Source organism: Streptomyces sp. LS1784, assembly GCF_020103755.1.
Lineage (GTDB): Bacteria > Actinomycetota > Actinomycetes > Streptomycetales > Streptomycetaceae > Kitasatospora.
In genome coordinates this window covers 1-16070 of record NZ_JAHSQD010000142.1, presented here as the reverse complement: position 1 = coordinate 16070, position 16070 = coordinate 1, and the positions used below count along the sequence as shown (strand labels likewise).

Below are 16070 nucleotides of genomic sequence, written 5' to 3'. Positions count from 1 at the left end.
CGGCCGCGCTCAAGGTCGTACCGACGCCGAAGGACCTGGCCGGGCGGGCCTCCTCGGTCACCCCGATCACCCCGGTGGCGAACGGCACCAACGGGCACGGCGCGAACGGGCACGGCGCGAACGGGCACGGGGCGAACGGGCACGGCGCGAACGGGCACGGGGCGAACGGGCACGGGGCCGTCGCGCAGACCGGTCCGGTGCTGCGATGGTCCTCCGACCGGGGCTGGGTGGACCGGCCCGCCCCGGAGCCCGCCGTCACCGCCGGCGACAGCCTGCCCACCCTCGCCCAGCTCACCACCGCCGAGCAGCGCTGGGCCGACCGCGAGGAGGACATCACCTCCATCGGCGGCGACGCCCACGAAGTCGGGCAGGTCTTCGCCCGCCGCTGGAGCGAACGCGTCGGCGACGCCGAAAGACTCACCACGCTCTGGCCCGACTACCCGCGCATCCCGCACCGGGTGGACGGCGAGCTGCTGCGCTACGCCGCCCGCTTCGGGCTGCTGGCGCACAAGGACGACCAGATCGACGAGCACGACCGCTACGCCATCCGGGCCGGGTTCTGGAAGGAACTGGCGGCGCGGGTGCCGGGCGGGTCGATGGTCGTCGACGACTGAGCCGGTCGATCCGCCGGTCGATCCGCCGGCCGATCCGCCGGCCGATCCGCCGGCCGGGGGGCGGAGCCGGGCCCCGTTGTCCGGTTCGCCCGTATGAGCGCGTAGAGTCTTCGGTCGTGAACGAGACGGCCGGGCGAGCACCCGAGGAACCCCTGCCGTGCGTGGCCGTGCGCGACCTGGTCAGGACCTACCGCAGCGGGCGCGGCGCGGCCGCCGGCGAGATCCGGGCCAACGACGGGATCAGCCTCACCGTGCGGCCGGGCGAGATCTTCGGGCTGCTCGGGCCCAACGGGGCCGGGAAGTCGACGCTGGTGCGCCAGCTCACCGGGCTGCTGCGCCCCGACTCGGGATCCGTGGAACTCTTCGGCCACGACATCGTGCGGCACCCCGAGCGGGCCGCGCGGCTGCTCGGCTACCTCGGGCAGGAATCCACCGCGCTGGACGAACTGACGGTGGCGCTCGCCGCCGAGACCACCGGGCGGCTGCGCGGACTCACCCGGGCGCAGGCCCGGAGTGCGGCGGCGGACGTCCTGGCCGAACTCGGGCTGGAGCCGATCGCCGGCCGGCCGCTCGCCAAGCTGTCCGGCGGACAGCGGCGGCTCGCCTGCTTCGCGGCCACCCTGGTGGGGGAGCGGCCGCTGCTCGTCCTGGACGAGCCCACCACCGGGATGGACCCCGTCGCCCGGCGGGCCGTGTGGAGCGCCGTGGACCGGCGCCGCGCGGAGCACGGGACGACGGTGCTGCTGGTCACCCACAACGTGATCGAGGCGGAGACGGTGCTCGACCGGGTCGCCGTGGTGGACGACGGCCGGGTGATCGCCTGCGACACGCCCGGCGGGCTCAAGGCGCTGGTGGACGGCGACGTCCGGCTCGACCTGGTCTGGCGGGACGAGGCGCCGCTCGGCGTGCCCGCCGTCGCCGCGCTGCGCGAACGGGCCGAGCGCACCGGGCGCCGCTGGACCGTCCGCACCACCCCCGAGCAGGCCCGCGAACTGGTCGCCGCCGTCACCACCGGCCCGGCCTTCGCCGCGCTCGACGACTTCACCCTCGCCACCCCGAGCCTTGAGGACGCCTACCTCAAGCTGGGCGGCCGCCACGGAGGACTGGCCAAGTGACGCTGCTCTCGGTGCCCCCGCGGACCGACCGGTCCACGGCCGCCCCCGCCCCGCTCGCCCCCGCGGCCAGGCTGCTGCCGGCGCTCGCGGCCGTCTACCGGGCGCAGCTCGCCCGGGCGCGGGTGGCGCGCATCCCGCTGCTGTTCGTGGCCACCTTCCAGTCCGTGGGCATCCTGGTGATGATGCGGGGCGTGGTGGACGCCGGGCAGTCCTCGGAGGCGCGGTCGGTGGTCGCCGGGTCGAGCGTGCTGGTGGTGGCGTTCGTCGCGCTGAACCTGCTCGCCCAGTACTTCGGCAAGCTGCGGGCCACCGGAGGGCTCGACCACTACGCGACCCTGCCGGTGCCGGCCGCCTCGGTGGTCCTGGGGTCGGCCGCCGCGTACGCCTCCTTCACCCTGCCGGGGACGGTCGCCACGGCGGCGATCGGGGCGGTGATGTTCGGGCTGCCGCTCGGGCAGCTGTGGGTGCTGCTGGCGGTCGTGCCGCTGGCCGGGGCCGCGCTGTCGGGGCTGGGGGCGGCCTGCGGGCTGCTGGCACCGCGGCAGGAGATCGCGACGATGCTCGGACAGCTCGGGATGTCGGCCGCCCTGCTGCTGGGCGTGCTGCCGGTGGACCACCTGCCGCAGCCGGTGCAGTGGCTGCGGGACCTGTTGCCGTCCACGTACGGGGTGGACGCCTTCGCGCGGACCTTCACGCCCGATCCGGACTGGGCGCTGGTCCTCGGGGACCTGGCGGTCTGCGCAGGGGTGGGCGTGGTGTCGCTGGCCGTCGCCACGTGGGCGTACCGGCGGGCGGTCTCGCGGTAGGCCGTTTCCCGGCAGGCCGTTTCGTGGCAGGGCACCGAGTGGGTGTGGTGGGTCGTTCGAGTGGCCGTCGTGAAACGATGGGGCCTGTGACCGTACCGAACACACCTCCGGATCCCGCGCCCGCCGATGTGCAGGCCGTGCCGGACGCAGCGTCCGACCCGTTCGCGCCTCCGCAGGGGGGCACCGCCCTCGGGCACGGGACGACCCCGCTGGGGCAGCGGCTGCTGCCGGAGGTCCGGGTCGGGGCCGGCGTCGTGATCGCCTGCCTGGTGGCCGGTCTGGTGGTGGCCGGGCTGTGGGCCTGGCTGGCGCCGAAGGTGCCGCTGGTGGTGGACGGGGACCGCATCCTCTACGCGGACCCCGAAGGGGAGCAGCGGGCCGGGGCCGACGCGCTGTTCGTGCTCATCGGCCTGGGGGCCGGCATCGTGACCGCGCTCGGGGCCTTCCTGGTCACCCGTCGGCGCGGCGGCGGCATCTGCGTCGCGCTGGGGCTGACCATCGGCGGGCTGCTCGGATCGGTCGGGGCCTGGCGGATCGGGCGGTGGCTCGGGCCGAGCAGCGACCTGATCGGCGAGGCCCGGAGGGTCGGCGACGGCGGGCACTTCGACGCGAGCATCGACCTGGGGGCGATGGGAGCGTTGCTGGTGTGGCCGATGACGGCGATGGTGGTGCTGCTCCTGCTCTCCGCGGCGTTCGGGAAGCGGGAGGAGGACCCGCCGCCGTACTGGGGGGCTCCGACGGGGGCGTCTGCGGCGGGGGCTCCGCTGGGGCCGTGGGACGGGCCGGGGCCGAAGACGGAGAGCGGTACGGAGACGGAGAGCGGTAAGGAGACGGGGAGCGGCACGGGGCACTGAGCGTCGCCGGGTGCGGGGCGGTGCCTTCCGCCCCGCACGGTTCCCCGGGCCCCTGCTGTGAGGGCGCGGGGTGGTCTCAGCGGGCGATGGGGGCGGTGCGGGCCCCGGTGAGGGAGACGAGGTCGGTGGGGGCGAGCTCGACTTCGAGTCCGCGGCGGCCCGCCGAGACGTAGATGGTGGGGTGGCCGAGCGCGCTGGCGTCGAGGACGGTGCGCAGCGGGCGGCGCTGGCCCAGCGGTGAGATGCCGCCGCGGACGTAGCCGCTGCTGCGCTCGGCGGCGGCAGGGTCGGCCATGGCGGCGCGCTTGCCGCCGACGGCCGCAGCCAGGGCCTTGAGGTCGAGCTGGCCGGTGACCGGGACCACGCCGACCGCGAGGGTGCCGTCCACGTCGGCGACGAGGGTCTTGAAGACCCGCTCGGGGGCGATGCCGAGCACCTCGGCGGCCTCGCCGCCGTAGGAGGCGGCGGCCGGGTCGTGGTCGTAGGCGTGCACGGTGAACGGGACGGCGGCGGCTTCCAGGGCGACGGTGGCGGGTGTGCCCTGGCCGCCCTTCCTGGTCTTCCTGGCCATGCGGGGTCCTCGGGGTCCTCGGTCAGTTGGGGCTGAAGGACTGGCGGGTGAGGTCGACGGCGGGCAGCGAGGGCAGCCAGCTGAGGACGGCGGTCTCGCGGCGCAGCAGGTCGAGTTCGGCGCGCAGCCGCTGGGCGGTGTCCGGGCAGGCGAGCAGCTGCTGCTTGACCGGCGTCTCGAACACCGAGGCGGCGGCGACCAGGTAGGAGAGCACCTGGGGGTCGTCCGGGAGGTCCTGGTGGCCGACGGTGCTGGCCTCGCGGGCACCGGCCAGGCGCTTCTGGTAGACCCGGAACGCCCGCTCGACCTCGGAGGCCAGCGCGCCGGAACCCTCGCCGGGGCGCTCCTCGATCGGCTCGATCTCGCCGGTCAGGTACGGGCCGGAGACGTCCACCGAGCACAGCCGGAACCGGGTCGTGCCGGTGACCAGCAGCTCGTAGTGGCCGTCCGGCTGGTGCTGGACGGAGGCGACGTCGGCGACGCAGCCGATGCGGAAGATCGCCTCCAGCGGGTCCCCGGTGACGGTGCCGAGGCCGTCCAGCGGACCGGCCGGGCCCTCCTCGGGCCTGACCGGAGCGACCTCCCGGCCGTCCTTGATCGCGAGCACGCCGAACCGCCGGGGGGTGTCCTCGGACTGTTCGAGCAGGTCGGCGACCAGACGGCGGTAGCGCTCCTCGAAGACGTTCAGGGGCAGCACCAGGCCCGGGTAGAGCACGGTGTTCATCGGGAAGAGCGGCAGCCGTTCTGTCACGGCGGACAGCGTAGTTCCCCGGACGGGGGCCTTGTCGCGCGGTTGACGGTCAACCGCGCTGGAGCATCCGGGTGGCGCCGGCGACGACCGTGGAGGCGAGCAGCCAGCCGATGACGACCAGCCCGGCGGAGATCCACTGGGTGAGGCCGCCGGGGTTCCAGCCGCCCTGGTTGAGGTCCACGATCGGCAGCAGCTGGTTGAGGGTGTAGAGCACCGGGTTCCAGTGCGGGCGCTCGTCGGCCTTGAGCGGCTCCAGCGGGTGGGTGGCGAACCAGAGGCTGCCGAGGATCCAGGCGAGCAGCAGCCACAGGCCGGCCCGGCCCGGACGGTAGCCGTAGCCGACGGTGGCGTCCTGCACCGCGCCCCAGACCCGGGCGGGCAGCGGCAGGGTACGGCGGCGCCGGCGCTGCTTGGCGTAGAGCACCTCGCGGGCGTCGTCGTCGGCGCCGTCGCGGCGCAGGGCGGCGGCGAGCTGCTCGTAGGACTCGGGCTGGAAGTCCACCGAGGAGCCCTCCAGCCAGGCGATCCGCTGCCGGACGGTGAAGGCGGTGATCGGGCGCAGGTTCTCGTACACGAAGCCGGTGAGGCCCAGGTGCTTGCCCAGCGGCCAGGCCTCCGGGTCGTCGACCAGGTTGCCGACCCGGGCGCGGGAGAGCGAGACCTTGCCGGTGGGACGGGACTTGCAGGAGAAGCGCAGCTCGGGGGTCTGGATGCGGCGCAGGGCGAGTTCGTCGTCACCCTCCAGGTGGAACTCGCCGGAGATCAGGCAGGCGCTGTCGAAGCGGGAGTCGGAGAGGCGGACCTGGCCCCAGGCGCGGAACGGGGTGATGGGACCGTCGGGCGCCGGGACCCGGCCGTAGCCGGAGCCGTAGTAGCCGCGGGAGTCGGCCCAGCCGTTGTCGGCGGAGCCGGTCAGGTAGAGGGTGTGGCCGACGCTGACGCGCACGGCGTTGAGGCAGACGCGGTTCTTCTGCGGGACGGCGCGCAGCTGGGCGCCGCGCAGCGAGAGCCGGCCGCCTATGCGGGCCGTGCGTATGCTCAACTCGCCGTTCGTCTCCAGTCGTTCGGCCTCGAAGTCCTGGTTGACGGTGATCCCGTCGGCGGAGATGGCGCGGGCGTAGCGGTCGCCGCCGACCACGGTCTGGTTGAGCAGCAGGTCGGTGCCGATCTTGGAGTCGGTGAGCCGGATGCCCTCGGGGACGCGGCAGCGGGCCAGGTGGAGGTCGCCGGTGGTGGAGAGCCGGGAGGCCTCCAGCCGGGGGATCAGGCAGCTCACGAAGCGCAGCGTCGAGGCCGCGGCCTCGGAGATGAGGATCTTCTGCTCGAAGCGGCAGCCCTGGAGCTCGACGTAGCGGTCGATGGTGGCGCCGGCCAGCGTGAGCGGGCCGGTGACCAGCACGCCGCTGAGCCGCAGCGAGGCGACCCGCCCGGGAGCGGGCTTCGGGCCGGCCAGCAGCAGGTGGGCGAGCACCTCGGCGCGGACGGTGCGCTCGGGGCCCCAGAGGGCGTCGCCGAAGGGGTCGTCGGTGTCCGCCGCGCCGGTCCGCAGGTCCAGGATCCCGCCCTGGCGGTAGGCCTCCCAGAGCCTCTGCTCGACCCCGTCCCAGCCCTCCGGAGCGCGCTCCGCCATGGTTTCCCCCGTCCCCCCGGTCGTCTCGCCTTTCGTATCACGGACTGAAATACGGGACCAGCGGTTCCGGCCACTCCTTACACTGGGTGGCGTGATCTCTCGAATCGACCTCCGCGGCTCGCTGGACGACCCGCGTGACCTGCTGCCCCGTGCCGAGTTCGACGTCGCGGCCGCCCTGGAGAAGGTGCGGCCGATCGCCGAGGACGTACGCCATCGCGGGGTCGCGGCGCTGATCGAGATCACCGAGCGCTTCGACGGCGTCCGGCTGGAGTCGACCAGGGTCCCGGCCGGGCAGCTGACCGCGGCGCTGGAGACGCTGGACCCGAGGGTGCGGGCCGCGCTGGAGGAGTCGATCCGCCGGGCCCGCGCCGTGCACGCCGACCAGCGCCGCACCGGGCACACCACCCAGGTGGTGCCGGGCGGCACGGTCACCCAGCGCTGGGTGCCGGTCGAGCGGGTCGGCCTGTACGTGCCGGGCGGGCTGGCGGTCTACCCGTCCTCCGTGGTGATGAGCGTGGTGCCGGCCCAGGAGGCGGGTGTGAAGGGCATCGCGGTCACCTCGCCGCCGCAGAAGGAGTTCGGGGGCCGCGTCCACCCGACCATCCTGGCGGCCTGCGCCCTGCTCGGCGTGGACGAGGTCTACGCCGTCGGCGGCGCCCAGGCGGTCGCGATGTTCGCCCTCGGCACCGAGGAGTGCGAGCCGGTGAACATGGTCACCGGCCCCGGCAACATCTACGTGGCCGCCGCCAAGCGCTACTTCGCCGGCCGGATCGGCATCGACTCGGAGGCCGGCCCGACCGAGATCGCCGTCCTCGCCGACGACAGCGCGCTGCCGAGCGACGTCGCCGCGGACCTGATCAGCCAAGCCGAGCACGGCCCGACCTCCGGCTCGGTGCTGGTCACCGACTCCCCGGCGCTGGCCGACGCCGTCGAGGCCGAGCTGGCCGTGCAGGTCGCGAAGACCAAGCACAGCGAGCGGGTGGCCGAGGCGCTGGGCGGCAAGCAGTCCGGCATCATCCTGGTCGACGACCTGGAGCAGGGCCTCGCCGTGGTCAACGCGTACGCGGCCGAGCACCTGGAGGTCCAGACCCGCGACGCGCACGCGGTGGCGGCCCGGGTGGTCAACGCCGGCGCGATCTTCATCGGCCGTTGGACCCCGGTCTCGCTGGGCGACTACGCGGCCGGCTCCAACCACGTGCTGCCGACCGGCGGCTGCGCCTGCCACTCCTCCGGGCTGTCGGTGCAGACCTTCCTGCGCGGCGTCCAGGTCGTCGAGTACGACCGGGACGCGCTCGCGGACGTCGCCGCGCACGTGGTCACCCTGGCGAACGCGGAGGACCTGCCGGGGCACGGGGACGCGATCAAGGCACGTTTCGTCGGAGACGAACGGAACTGGCACAGCGACTGGACGGTGTCGGGCTCGTGACTCCCGTGACTCGCATCGACGACCTGCCCATCCGGGACGAGCTGCGCGGCCAGTCCCCGTACGGCGCGCCGCAGCTGGACGTGCCCGTCCAGCTGAACACCAACGAGAACCCGTACCCGCTGCCCGAGGAGCTGGTGGCCCGGATCGCCGAGCGCGTCGCCGAGGCCGCCCGCGGGCTGAACCGCTACCCCGACCGGGACGCGGTCGAGCTGCGCGAGGGTCTCGCCGCGTACCTCGGGAAGACCACCGGCTTCCCGGTCCGGCGTGAGCAGGTGTGGGCCGCCAACGGCTCCAACGAGGTGCTCCAGCAGCTGCTGCAGACCTTCGGCGGCCCCGGCCGCAGCGCGCTCGGCTTCGAGCCCTCGTACTCGATGCACGCGCTGATCTCCCGGGGCACCGGCACCGCCTGGATCTCCGGCCCGCGCAACGAGGACTTCACCATCGACGTGGACGCCGCCGTCGCCGCCATCGCGGAGCACCGGCCGAACGTGGTCTTCATCTGCTCGCCGAACAACCCGACCGGCACCGCCGTGGACGCCGACACCGTGCTGCGGCTGTACGAGGCCGCGCAGGCCGCCCGGCCCAGCCTGGTGGTGGTGGACGAGGCGTACGTCGAGTTCTCGCACCGCGCCTCGCTGCTGCCGCTGATCGAGGGCCGCCCCGACCTGGTGGTCAGCCGCACCATGTCCAAGGCCTTCGGCGCGGCCGGGCTGCGCCTGGGCTACCTGGCCGCCGACCCGGCCGTGGTGGACGCGGTGCAGCTGGTGCGTCTGCCGTACCACCTGTCGGCCGTCACCCAGGCCACCGCGCTGGCCTGCCTGGAGCACACCGACACCCTGCTCGGGTACGTCGGGCGGCTCAAGGAGGAGCGCGACCGGCTGGTCGACGCGCTGCGCGGGATGGGCCTGGAGGTCACCGACTCGGACGCCAACTTCGTCCAGTTCGGCCGCTTCGCCGACACCCGCGCGGTGTGGCAGGCCATCCTCGACCAGGGCGTCCTGGTCCGCGACAACGGCGTCCCCGGGTGGCTGCGGGTCACCGCCGGCACGCCGGCCGAGAACGACGCCTTCCTGGACGCCGTCCGCACTGTGATCAAGGAGCTGTAACCCCCCATGTCCCGCATCGGACGCGTCGAGCGCACCACCAAGGAGACCTCGGTCCTGGTCGAGATAGACCTCGACGGCACCGGGAGGACCGACATCTCCACGGGCGTCGGCTTCTACGACCACATGCTCGACCAGCTCGGCCGGCACGGCCTGTTCGACCTCACTGTCAAGACCGACGGCGACCTGCACATCGACACCCACCACACCATCGAGGACACCGCCCTCGCGCTCGGCGCCGCCTTCAGGCAGGCGCTCGGCGACAAGGTGGGCATCTACCGCTTCGGCAACTGCACGGTGCCGCTGGACGAGTCGCTCGCCCAGGTCACCGTGGACCTCTCCGGCCGGCCGTACCTGGTGCACACCGAGCCCGAGGGCATCGCGCCGATGATCGGCTCGTACGACACCACGATGACCCGGCACATCCTGGAGTCCTTCGTGGCCCAGGCACAGATCGCGCTGCACGTCCACGTGCCGTACGGGCGCAACGCGCACCACATCGTGGAGTGCCAGTTCAAGGCGCTGGCCCGGGCGCTGCGCTACGCCGCCGAGCGCGACCCGCGCGCGGCCGGAATCCTTCCGTCGACCAAGGGTGCGCTGTGAGCAATACTGCGATGATTCTCATCTTCGTCGGCCTCTTCCTGGCCGGCGGAGTCATCTCCTTCTGGAAGCAGAAGCAGTCGAAGAGCGTCATCCTGGTGCTCGCCTTCGGCTCCGTGATGTGCCTGGCCTCCGGCCTCATGCGCCTGTAGACCCGCCGCCCGCCGCATAGAGACTGGACACCTGAACATGGGCAAGAACGTCGTCGTCCTCGACTACGGCTCCGGCAACCTCCGCTCGGCGCAGCGCGCCCTGGAGCGGACCGGAGCGGACGTCACCGTCAGCTCCGACTACGACACCGCGATGGCCGCGGACGGCCTGCTCGTCCCCGGCGTGGGCGCCTTCGAGGCCTGCATGCGCGGGCTCAAGTCCGTCCGCGGGGACTGGATCGTCGGCCGCCGGCTCGCGGGGGGCCGACCGGTCATGGGCATCTGCGTCGGCATGCAGATCCTCTTCGAGAAGGGGGTCGAGCACGGCGTGGAGACCGCCGGCTGCGACGAGTGGCCGGGCACCGTGGAGCCGCTGGAGGCCCCCGTCGTCCCGCACATGGGCTGGAACACCGTGGACGCGCCCGAGGAGAGCCGGATGTTCGCCGGCCTCGACCCGCAGACCCGCTTCTACTTCGTGCACTCCTACGGCGTGCGGCACTGGGAGCTGGAGACCCACAGCGCGCGGATCAACCCGCCGCTGGTCACCTGGGCCACCCACGGGCACCCGTTCGTCGCAGCCGTCGAGAACGGCCCGCTGTGGGCCACCCAGTTCCACCCCGAGAAGTCCGGCGACGCCGGCGCCGCCCTGCTGACCAACTGGGTCAACACCCTCTGACTGTCTGAGAGTTGGATCTGATGAGCCTCGAACTGCTGCCCGCCGTCGACGTCCGGGACGGTCAGGCCGTCCGCCTGGTCAAGGGCGCCTCCGGCACCGAGACCTCCTTCGGCGAGCCGCTGGCCGCCGCCCTCGCCTGGCAGAACGCCGGCGCCGAGTGGCTGCACCTGGTCGACCTGGATGCCGCCTTCGGGACAGGCAGCAACTACGAGCTGCTGCGCGAGGTCACCGGACAGCTGGACATCAAGGTCGAGCTGTCCGGCGGCATCCGCGACGACGAGTCGCTGGCCCGCGCGCTCGCCACCGGCTGCACCCGGGTCAACCTCGGCACCGCCGCCCTGGAGGCCCCGGAGTGGGTCGCCAAGGCCATCGCCGAGCACGGCGACAAGATCGCCGTCGGCCTGGACGTGGTCGGCACCACCCTGCGCGGCCGCGGCTGGACCCGCGACGGCGGCCAGCTCTTCGACGTGCTGGCGCGCCTCGACCAGGAGGGCTGTGCCCGCTACGTCGTCACCGACGTCAACCGGGACGGCACCCTGACCGGCCCCAACCTCCAGCTGCTGCGCGACGTCTGCGCCGCGACGGACAAGCCCGTGGTCGCCTCCGGCGGCGTCTCCTCGCTGGACGACCTGCGCGCCATCGCCTCGCTCGTCGGCGAGGGTGTCGAGGGCGCCATCGTGGGCAAGGCACTCTACGAGCAGAAGTTCACCCTCGAAGAGGCCCTGGAGGCGGTTTCAGGATGACGGACGGTCCGATCGTACGCGGCAGGGTCGGCGGCTTCTCCCCCTGGGAAGACGAGTTCGGCTACTCCCGGGCGGTCGCCGCGGGTGACCACGTGCACGTGGCCGGCTCCACCGCCTGGGTGGACGGCCGGATCGAGCACGAGGGCGACCCGTACCGGCAGGCCCTCGCCGCGTTCGGCGTCGGGCTCCAGGCCCTGGCCGCGTACGGTCTGACCGTGGACGACGTGGTCCGCACCCGGATGTACATCACCCACGTCCGCGACGCCGAGGAGGTGGGCCGCGCCCACCGCGAACTCTTCGACGCCGCACGCCCGGTGGCCACCATGGTGGTGGTCGAGGGCCTGATCGACTCCCGGATGATGGTCGAGGTCGAGCTCGACGCCTACCGATCCGGGCTGGCAAAGACCCTGGAAGGCAAACAGCCGTGACCCTCGCAGTACGTGTCATCCCCTGCCTGGACGTGGACGCCGGGCGGGTGGTCAAGGGCGTCAACTTCCAGAACCTGCGCGACGCCGGCGACCCGGTCGAGATGGCCAAGCTCTACGACGCCGAAGGCGCCGACGAGCTGACCTTCCTCGACATCACCGCTTCCTCGGGCGACCGGGAGACCACCTACGACGTGGTCCGCCGCACCGCCGAACAGGTCTTCATCCCGCTGACGGTGGGCGGCGGCATCCGCGCCGTCGAGGACGTCGACAAGCTGCTGCGGGCCGGCGCCGACAAGGTGGGCGTCAACACGGCCGCCATCGCGCGGCCGGAGCTGATCCGCGAGATCGCCAAGCGGTTCGGGCGGCAGGTGCTGGTCCTCTCGGTGGACGCCCGGCGCTGCCCTCCCGGCACCGAGACCGAATCGGGCTACGAGGTCACCACGCACGGCGGCCGCCAGGGCACCGGCCTCGACGCCGTCGAATGGGCCGGCCGCGCCGCCGAGTCGGGGGCCGGCGAGATCCTGCTCAACTCGATGGACGCGGACGGCACTAAGGACGGCTACGACCTGGACATGATCCGGGCCGTGCGCAGGACCGTCTCCGTGCCGGTGATCGCCTCCGGTGGCGCGGGCAAGCTCGCGGACTTCGCGCCCGCCGTCGACGCGGGCGCGGACGCGGTGCTCGCCGCCAGCGTGTTCCACTTCGGGGACCTGCGGATCGGCGAGGTCAAGAGTGCGCTGCGGGAGGCCGGGCACCCGGTGCGGTGACCGCTCCGTACGGTTCGAGGGCCCGCTGCGCCGGTGCGCAGCGGGCCCTTTCGTGTTCGCACGGTTCTCACGACTCCCGCGGTTCGCCGTGGATCAGGGCGAACGGGGCACCGTTCGGGTCCGCCAGCCAGGCGAGCCGGCCGACGTTCTCCACGTCCGAGGCCGGCATCAGCACCGAGCCGCCGGCCGCCGTCGCCCTGGCCACCCGCGCGTCCACGTCCTCGGTCGCGAAGTACGGCGTCCAGGCGGAGGGCTGCTCCGGGGACATGGTCGGGGCGATGCCGCCGAAGCCGGTGGCCCGCTGGTCGCCCTCGGCGGTGGAGATCACCCGGTAGGTCATGCCCGGCGACGGCTCGAAGTTCTCCTCCCGCCAGCCGAACAGCTGCCGGTAGAAGGTGAAGGCTCCGTCCTGGTCGGAGGTGTGCAGCTCCGCCCAGACCAGGGCGCCCTCCTCGGACACGGCGTCCAGCCCCTTGGTGTTGCCGGCCTGCCAGACGGCGAACCGGGCACCCTGCGGGTCCGAGAACTGGGCCAGCCGGCCCTCCCGCATCACGTCCGTCGGCTCGACCAGGACCTTGCCTCCGGCCTGCTGGGCGGCATTGGCGGTGGCGTCCGCGTCGGCGCTGCGGAAGTACGTCGTCCAGGAGGACCGGTCACCCTCGTTGAGCGCGCCGATCGCGCCGACCGTCCTGCCGTTCAGCTGGACGAAGCCGTAGCCCATGGCGTCGGGGATCTCCTGGAAGGTCCAGCCGAAGACCTGGCCGTAGAACCGGGCGCTGGCGGGAATGTCCGGGCTGCCCAGGTCGAGCCAGCAGGGCGAGCCGATGGGGAAGTCGGTGGTGAGCATGGAGGGTGCCCTTCGACGGAGAGTGACCGGGACGGTTCCGTCGGGCGTGCACACGCCCCCGCCCGGCCACCTGCGAGTCTGCACCCGGGCACCGGCATCCGCAGCCGGAGAGAGGCCCGGCCCGTGGGGTGCGCGCTACTTCGGGGGCAGTGGCAGGACGTGGCGGAGGGCCTCGACAGCGTCCGGGGCGCCATCGACAGTGAGGGTGGTGCGGGCGCCGCGGCCGTAGGTGAAGAGGACCAGTTCGCCCGGGTCGCCGGTAATGCGGACGGTGGGGGCGCCGGCGGGGCCGACGGTGAGGGACTGGCCGTCATGGCGGGCGAGGACCAGGCGGACGGGGGAGCGGCGGCCGGCCTCGAAGCGGGCGATCATGGGCAGGCGGCGCCACAGGGCCTCGGTGCGGCCGGGCGGGACGGGCCGGCGGGTCCAGCCCTCGACCGCGCGCAGGACGTCCTCGGCGTGCACGAAGTACTCGACGGTGTTGGCCGCCTCGTCCGCGCCGGGCAGGGCGAACGGGGAGTAGACCGGCGGGCCGGAGCGGAAGAGGCGGATCAGTTCTTCGTACGGCCGCGCGGCGTAGTCGTCCTGCACCCGCCGGGTCCGGGCAGCCAGGGCGGCGATCCGGATGCCCGCCGCCGCGTCGGGGCGACGCTCCCGGATCACCAGATGGGCGGCGAGGTCCCGGGTGGTCCACCCCTCGCAGAGAGTCGGGGCATCCGGCCCTGCGGCGGTGAGGAGTTGGGCGAGGCGGTGGCGTTCGGCGAGGGCGTGGTTCGACATGGCGCCAGCCTAGGGCCCGTCGCTCGTGGGGCCGGTCAGATGTAGAGGGCGGCGGCGCGGCGGGTCGCCTCGGCCAGGCGGGCGCGGAGCTCGGGCGGGTGGAGGACCTCGGCCTCCGGGCCGAGGCGGAGCAGCTCGAAGTAGCCGATGTCCCAGGTCTCGACCGGCAGGCTCACGGTGACCCAGCCGTCGGCGTCCGGGGGGCCCGCGGTAGCGAGGGCGTCGTCGGCGGCGGTCGGCTCCAGCAGGACGGCCAGGTTGTCGACGGCGGCCGGGCTCAGCCGCACCACCGCCCGCTCGCGCAGCATGGCGCGGGTGAACTCCCGCGCCGCCGCGGCCCAGTAGCCCGCGAGGTCGAACTCCGGGTCGCGCTCGAACCGTTCGTCGCCGGCCTCGGCGGTCTCGAAGCGGTTGACCCGGTACGAGCCGACCCGGCCGGACGGGCCGCGCGCCGCGACGTACCACTGCCCGGCCTTCAGCACCAGGCCGTACGGCTCCAGCCGCCGCTCCCGGGTGCCGCCGCGCGTCGTGTAGCGGGCGTGGAGCACCCGGTCCTCCCACACGGCGCGCGACACCTCGGCGAGCAGCGGCGGGGGCTCGGCCTCGCGGAACCAGGCCGGTGCGTCCAGGTGGAACCGCTGCACGGCGGCCGCGGGGGCGTCGCCCACGGCGGCGGCAACCTTCAGCCGTGCGGCGAGGGCGTGCCCCGCCAGGCCCATGTCGCGCAGCGGACCGGGGAGCCCGGCCAGGTGCAGCACCTCGGCCTCGGCGCGTTCGAGGCCGGTGAGGCGGGTGCGGTAGCCGTCGACGAGCCGGTAGCCCCCGCCGCGGCCGCGTTCGGCGTACACCGGCACGCCGGCCTCGACCAGGGCGGCGACGTCCCGCTGCACGGTGCGCTCGGAGACCTCCAGCTCGGCCGCGAGCTCCGGGGCGGTCATCGTCCGCCGCGCCTGGAGGAGGAGGAGCAGCGCGATGGTCCGGCTCGCCCGCACGTCGCTCCCTCCCGGTCGTCCGCTCTGGTCGTGGGTCCGGTGGTCCGGGCCCCGCACCATTGTCGCCGGGAGCGGTGGCCGTCGCCGCGTCCGTCAGCGCCTGTCCGTCAGCGCCCGTCCGTCAGCGCTGGGCGTCCTGCGCGGCGTCCAGGAGCGGCAGGCCGGCCGCGTATCGGCGCAGGTAGCCGGCGGTGGGGGTGTCGGCGGCGGCGACGGTGTCCGGGGTGCCCTGCGCGACCACCGCGCCGCCGTCCGGGCCGGCCCCCGGCCCGAGGTCGATCACCCAGTCCGCGGAGGCGGCGACCGGGATGTCGTGCTCGGCCACGACGACGGTGTTGCCGGAGTCGAGCAGCAGGTCGAGCGCGTCGACGACCCGCTGGACGTCGGACGGGTGCAGGCCCGAGACGGGCTCGTCGAGGACGACCAGGCCGGCTCTGCGGCTGGTCGCGCCGCGCTGGACCGCGGACGCGAGCCTGAGGCGCTGGGCCTCGCCGCCGGACAGCTCGGTGGCGCTCTGGCCGAGCCGGAGGTAGCCGAGCCCGACCTGGTCGAGCGCGGTGAGGGTTTCCGCGAGCTGCCGGGGTCCGGTGAAGACCTCCAGTGCCTCGGTGACGGTCAGGTCCAGCACCCGGTCGACGGTCAGCCCCTGGTACGTGACCGCCAGGGCCTCGGGCGCGTAGCGCCGGCCGTCACAGGTGTCGCACACCACCCAGACGTCCGGGAGGAAGTGCATGTCGACGAGCCTGCGGCCGTGGCCGGCGCAGGCCTCGCAGCGGCCGCCCGGGGTGTTGAAGCTGAACCAGGAGGCGTCGGCGCCGCGTGCGCGGGCCGTTTCGGTGGCGGCGAACAGCTTGCGGACGAGGTCGAACGCCTTGCTGTACGTGGCCGGGTTGGACCGCGGCGTGCGCCCGATCGGCTCCTGGTCGACCACGGCGACCCAGCCGAAGCCGTCGAGCCCGGTCACCTCGCGCACCGTGCCGGCGTGAGTTGTGTCCTCGACCGCCGTGCCCTTGGGCGCCGTGCCCTTGAGAGCGGCCGCCACGCCCGCGCCGAGCGCGCCCAAGACGCTGCTCTTGCCGCTGCCGCTGACCCCGGTCAGGCAGGTGAGCCGTCCGATGGGCAGGCGCAGCGACTCCGCGGCCGCGTTGTGGGCGCGCACCCCGCGAAGCTCCAGCCAGCCGGTGCCCGCGCGGACCGGGCGCGGGGTACGGCGCAGCC

At 73.9% G+C, this 16070-nt stretch carries 17 protein-coding genes and 2 pseudogenes; 12 read left to right on the top strand and 7 right to left on the bottom strand.

Features of this window, described 5'->3' with window-relative positions; all coding sequences use genetic code 11:
- The 4 genes and pseudogenes from KS423_RS18410 to KS423_RS18395 all read left to right on the top strand — a co-directional run.
- Nucleotides 1–614: pseudogene (locus tag KS423_RS18410) on the top strand (NYN domain-containing protein); the annotation flags it as partial.
- 116 nt (nt 615–730) lie between these two features.
- Nucleotides 731–1729, top strand: coding sequence for an ABC transporter ATP-binding protein (locus tag KS423_RS18405; RefSeq protein WP_224280636.1), 999 nt, complete (start codon nt 731–733; stop codon nt 1727–1729).
- A complete protein-coding gene (locus tag KS423_RS18400) occupies nt 1726–2535 on the top strand; it encodes an ABC transporter permease (RefSeq protein WP_224280635.1) in 810 nt (269 codons plus the stop codon). Before KS423_RS18405 ends, KS423_RS18400 begins: the two co-directional genes overlap by 4 nt.
- Nucleotides 2536–2672: 137 nt before the next feature.
- The gene (locus tag KS423_RS18395; protein ID WP_224280634.1) at nt 2673–3389 is read left to right on the top strand and encodes a hypothetical protein; all 717 of its coding nucleotides are present in this window, start codon (nt 2673–2675) and stop codon (nt 3387–3389) included.
- Nucleotides 3390–3465: 76 nt separating this feature from the next.
- Here the strand turns inward: KS423_RS18395 and ybaK are convergent, their stop codons facing one another.
- Genes ybaK through KS423_RS18380 form a run of 3 tightly spaced genes read right to left on the bottom strand, consistent with a single transcriptional unit; the run spans nt 3466 to nt 6341 of the window.
- Nucleotides 3466–3960 (bottom strand): Cys-tRNA(Pro) deacylase, encoded by a 495-nt coding sequence (gene ybaK, locus KS423_RS18390; RefSeq protein ID WP_224280633.1) that lies wholly within the window; start codon nt 3958–3960, stop codon nt 3466–3468.
- 22 nt (nt 3961–3982) lie between these two features.
- Nucleotides 3983–4720 carry an LON peptidase substrate-binding domain-containing protein gene (locus KS423_RS18385; RefSeq protein WP_263454980.1) on the bottom strand — a complete coding sequence of 246 codons (738 nt, stop codon included), beginning with the start codon at nt 4718–4720 and terminating at the stop codon, nt 3983–3985.
- Between the two features lie 40 nt (nt 4721–4760).
- Nucleotides 4761–6341, bottom strand: a complete 1581-nt coding sequence (locus KS423_RS18380) for an oxidoreductase (protein WP_224280632.1) — start codon at nt 6339–6341, stop codon at nt 4761–4763.
- A gap of 91 nt (nt 6342–6432) precedes the next feature.
- Here KS423_RS18380 and hisD point away from each other — a divergent pair, with 91 nt between their 5' ends.
- Genes hisD through hisF form a run of 8 tightly spaced genes read left to right on the top strand, consistent with a single transcriptional unit; the run spans nt 6433 to nt 12233 of the window.
- On the top strand, nt 6433–7767 hold the full coding sequence (gene hisD / locus KS423_RS18375; RefSeq protein WP_224280631.1) for a histidinol dehydrogenase: 1335 nt from the start codon (nt 6433–6435) through the stop codon (nt 7765–7767).
- Between the two features lie 5 nt (nt 7768–7772).
- Nucleotides 7773–8873, top strand: a complete 1101-nt coding sequence (locus KS423_RS18370) for a histidinol-phosphate transaminase (protein WP_224280638.1) — start codon at nt 7773–7775, stop codon at nt 8871–8873.
- A gap of 6 nt (nt 8874–8879) precedes the next feature.
- Nucleotides 8880–9473, top strand: coding sequence for an imidazoleglycerol-phosphate dehydratase HisB (gene hisB / locus KS423_RS18365; protein ID WP_224280630.1), 594 nt, complete (start codon nt 8880–8882; stop codon nt 9471–9473).
- Between the two features lie 11 nt (nt 9474–9484).
- A complete protein-coding gene (locus tag KS423_RS18360) occupies nt 9485–9622 on the top strand; it encodes a hypothetical protein (RefSeq protein WP_224280629.1) in 138 nt (45 codons plus the stop codon).
- Nucleotides 9623–9659: 37 nt separating this feature from the next.
- On the top strand, nt 9660–10295 hold the full coding sequence (gene hisH / locus KS423_RS18355) for an imidazole glycerol phosphate synthase subunit HisH (protein ID WP_224280628.1): 636 nt from the start codon (nt 9660–9662) through the stop codon (nt 10293–10295).
- A gap of 20 nt (nt 10296–10315) precedes the next feature.
- Nucleotides 10316–11038, top strand: coding sequence for a bifunctional 1-(5-phosphoribosyl)-5-((5-phosphoribosylamino)methylideneamino)imidazole-4-carboxamide isomerase/phosphoribosylanthranilate isomerase PriA (priA, locus tag KS423_RS18350; protein WP_374119975.1), 723 nt, complete (start codon nt 10316–10318; stop codon nt 11036–11038).
- On the top strand, nt 11035–11466 hold the full coding sequence (locus tag KS423_RS18345) for a RidA family protein (RefSeq protein WP_224280627.1): 432 nt from the start codon (nt 11035–11037) through the stop codon (nt 11464–11466). The genes priA and KS423_RS18345 overlap by 4 nt, the downstream gene beginning before the upstream one ends.
- Nucleotides 11463–12233 (top strand): imidazole glycerol phosphate synthase subunit HisF, encoded by a 771-nt coding sequence (gene hisF, locus KS423_RS18340; RefSeq protein ID WP_224280626.1) that lies wholly within the window; start codon nt 11463–11465, stop codon nt 12231–12233. Before KS423_RS18345 ends, hisF begins: the two co-directional genes overlap by 4 nt.
- Before the next feature lie 67 nt (nt 12234–12300).
- Here hisF and KS423_RS18335 read toward each other — a convergent pair whose 3' ends face one another.
- From KS423_RS18335 to KS423_RS18320, 4 genes and pseudogenes are all read right to left on the bottom strand, one after another.
- Nucleotides 12301–13080, bottom strand: a complete 780-nt coding sequence (locus tag KS423_RS18335; RefSeq protein ID WP_224280625.1) for a VOC family protein — start codon at nt 13078–13080, stop codon at nt 12301–12303.
- Between the two features lie 135 nt (nt 13081–13215).
- Entirely contained in the window at nt 13216–13860 is a 645-nt protein-coding gene (locus KS423_RS18330; protein WP_224280624.1) for a TIGR03085 family metal-binding protein, read from the bottom strand.
- 35 nt (nt 13861–13895) lie between these two features.
- Entirely contained in the window at nt 13896–14852 is a 957-nt protein-coding gene (locus tag KS423_RS18325) for a YafY family protein (RefSeq protein WP_224280623.1), read from the bottom strand.
- A 121-nt stretch (nt 14853–14973) separates the two neighbouring features.
- Nucleotides 14974–16070 (bottom strand): annotated as a pseudogene (locus tag KS423_RS18320) (excinuclease ABC subunit UvrA); the annotation flags it as partial.

What these genes read in the sequence shown, in the direction of transcription:
- KS423_RS18360 (WP_224280629.1), top strand. Translation starts at nt 9,485, where the DNA reads ATGATTCTCATCTTCGTCGGCCTCTTCCTGGCCGGCGGAGTCATCTCC.
- KS423_RS18380 (WP_224280632.1), bottom strand. Translation starts at nt 6,341, where the DNA reads ATGGCGGAGCGCGCTCCGGAGGGCTGGGACGGGGTCGAGCAGAGGCTC.
- hisH (WP_224280628.1), top strand. Translation starts at nt 9,660, where the DNA reads ATGGGCAAGAACGTCGTCGTCCTCGACTACGGCTCCGGCAACCTCCGC.
- priA (WP_374119975.1), top strand. Translation starts at nt 10,316, where the DNA reads ATGAGCCTCGAACTGCTGCCCGCCGTCGACGTCCGGGACGGTCAGGCC.
- hisB (WP_224280630.1), top strand. Translation starts at nt 8,880, where the DNA reads ATGTCCCGCATCGGACGCGTCGAGCGCACCACCAAGGAGACCTCGGTC.
- KS423_RS18345 (WP_224280627.1), top strand. Translation starts at nt 11,035, where the DNA reads ATGACGGACGGTCCGATCGTACGCGGCAGGGTCGGCGGCTTCTCCCCC.
- KS423_RS18330 (WP_224280624.1), bottom strand. Translation starts at nt 13,860, where the DNA reads ATGTCGAACCACGCCCTCGCCGAACGCCACCGCCTCGCCCAACTCCTC.
- ybaK (WP_224280633.1), bottom strand. Translation starts at nt 3,960, where the DNA reads ATGGCCAGGAAGACCAGGAAGGGCGGCCAGGGCACACCCGCCACCGTC.
- KS423_RS18335 (WP_224280625.1), bottom strand. Translation starts at nt 13,080, where the DNA reads ATGCTCACCACCGACTTCCCCATCGGCTCGCCCTGCTGGCTCGACCTG.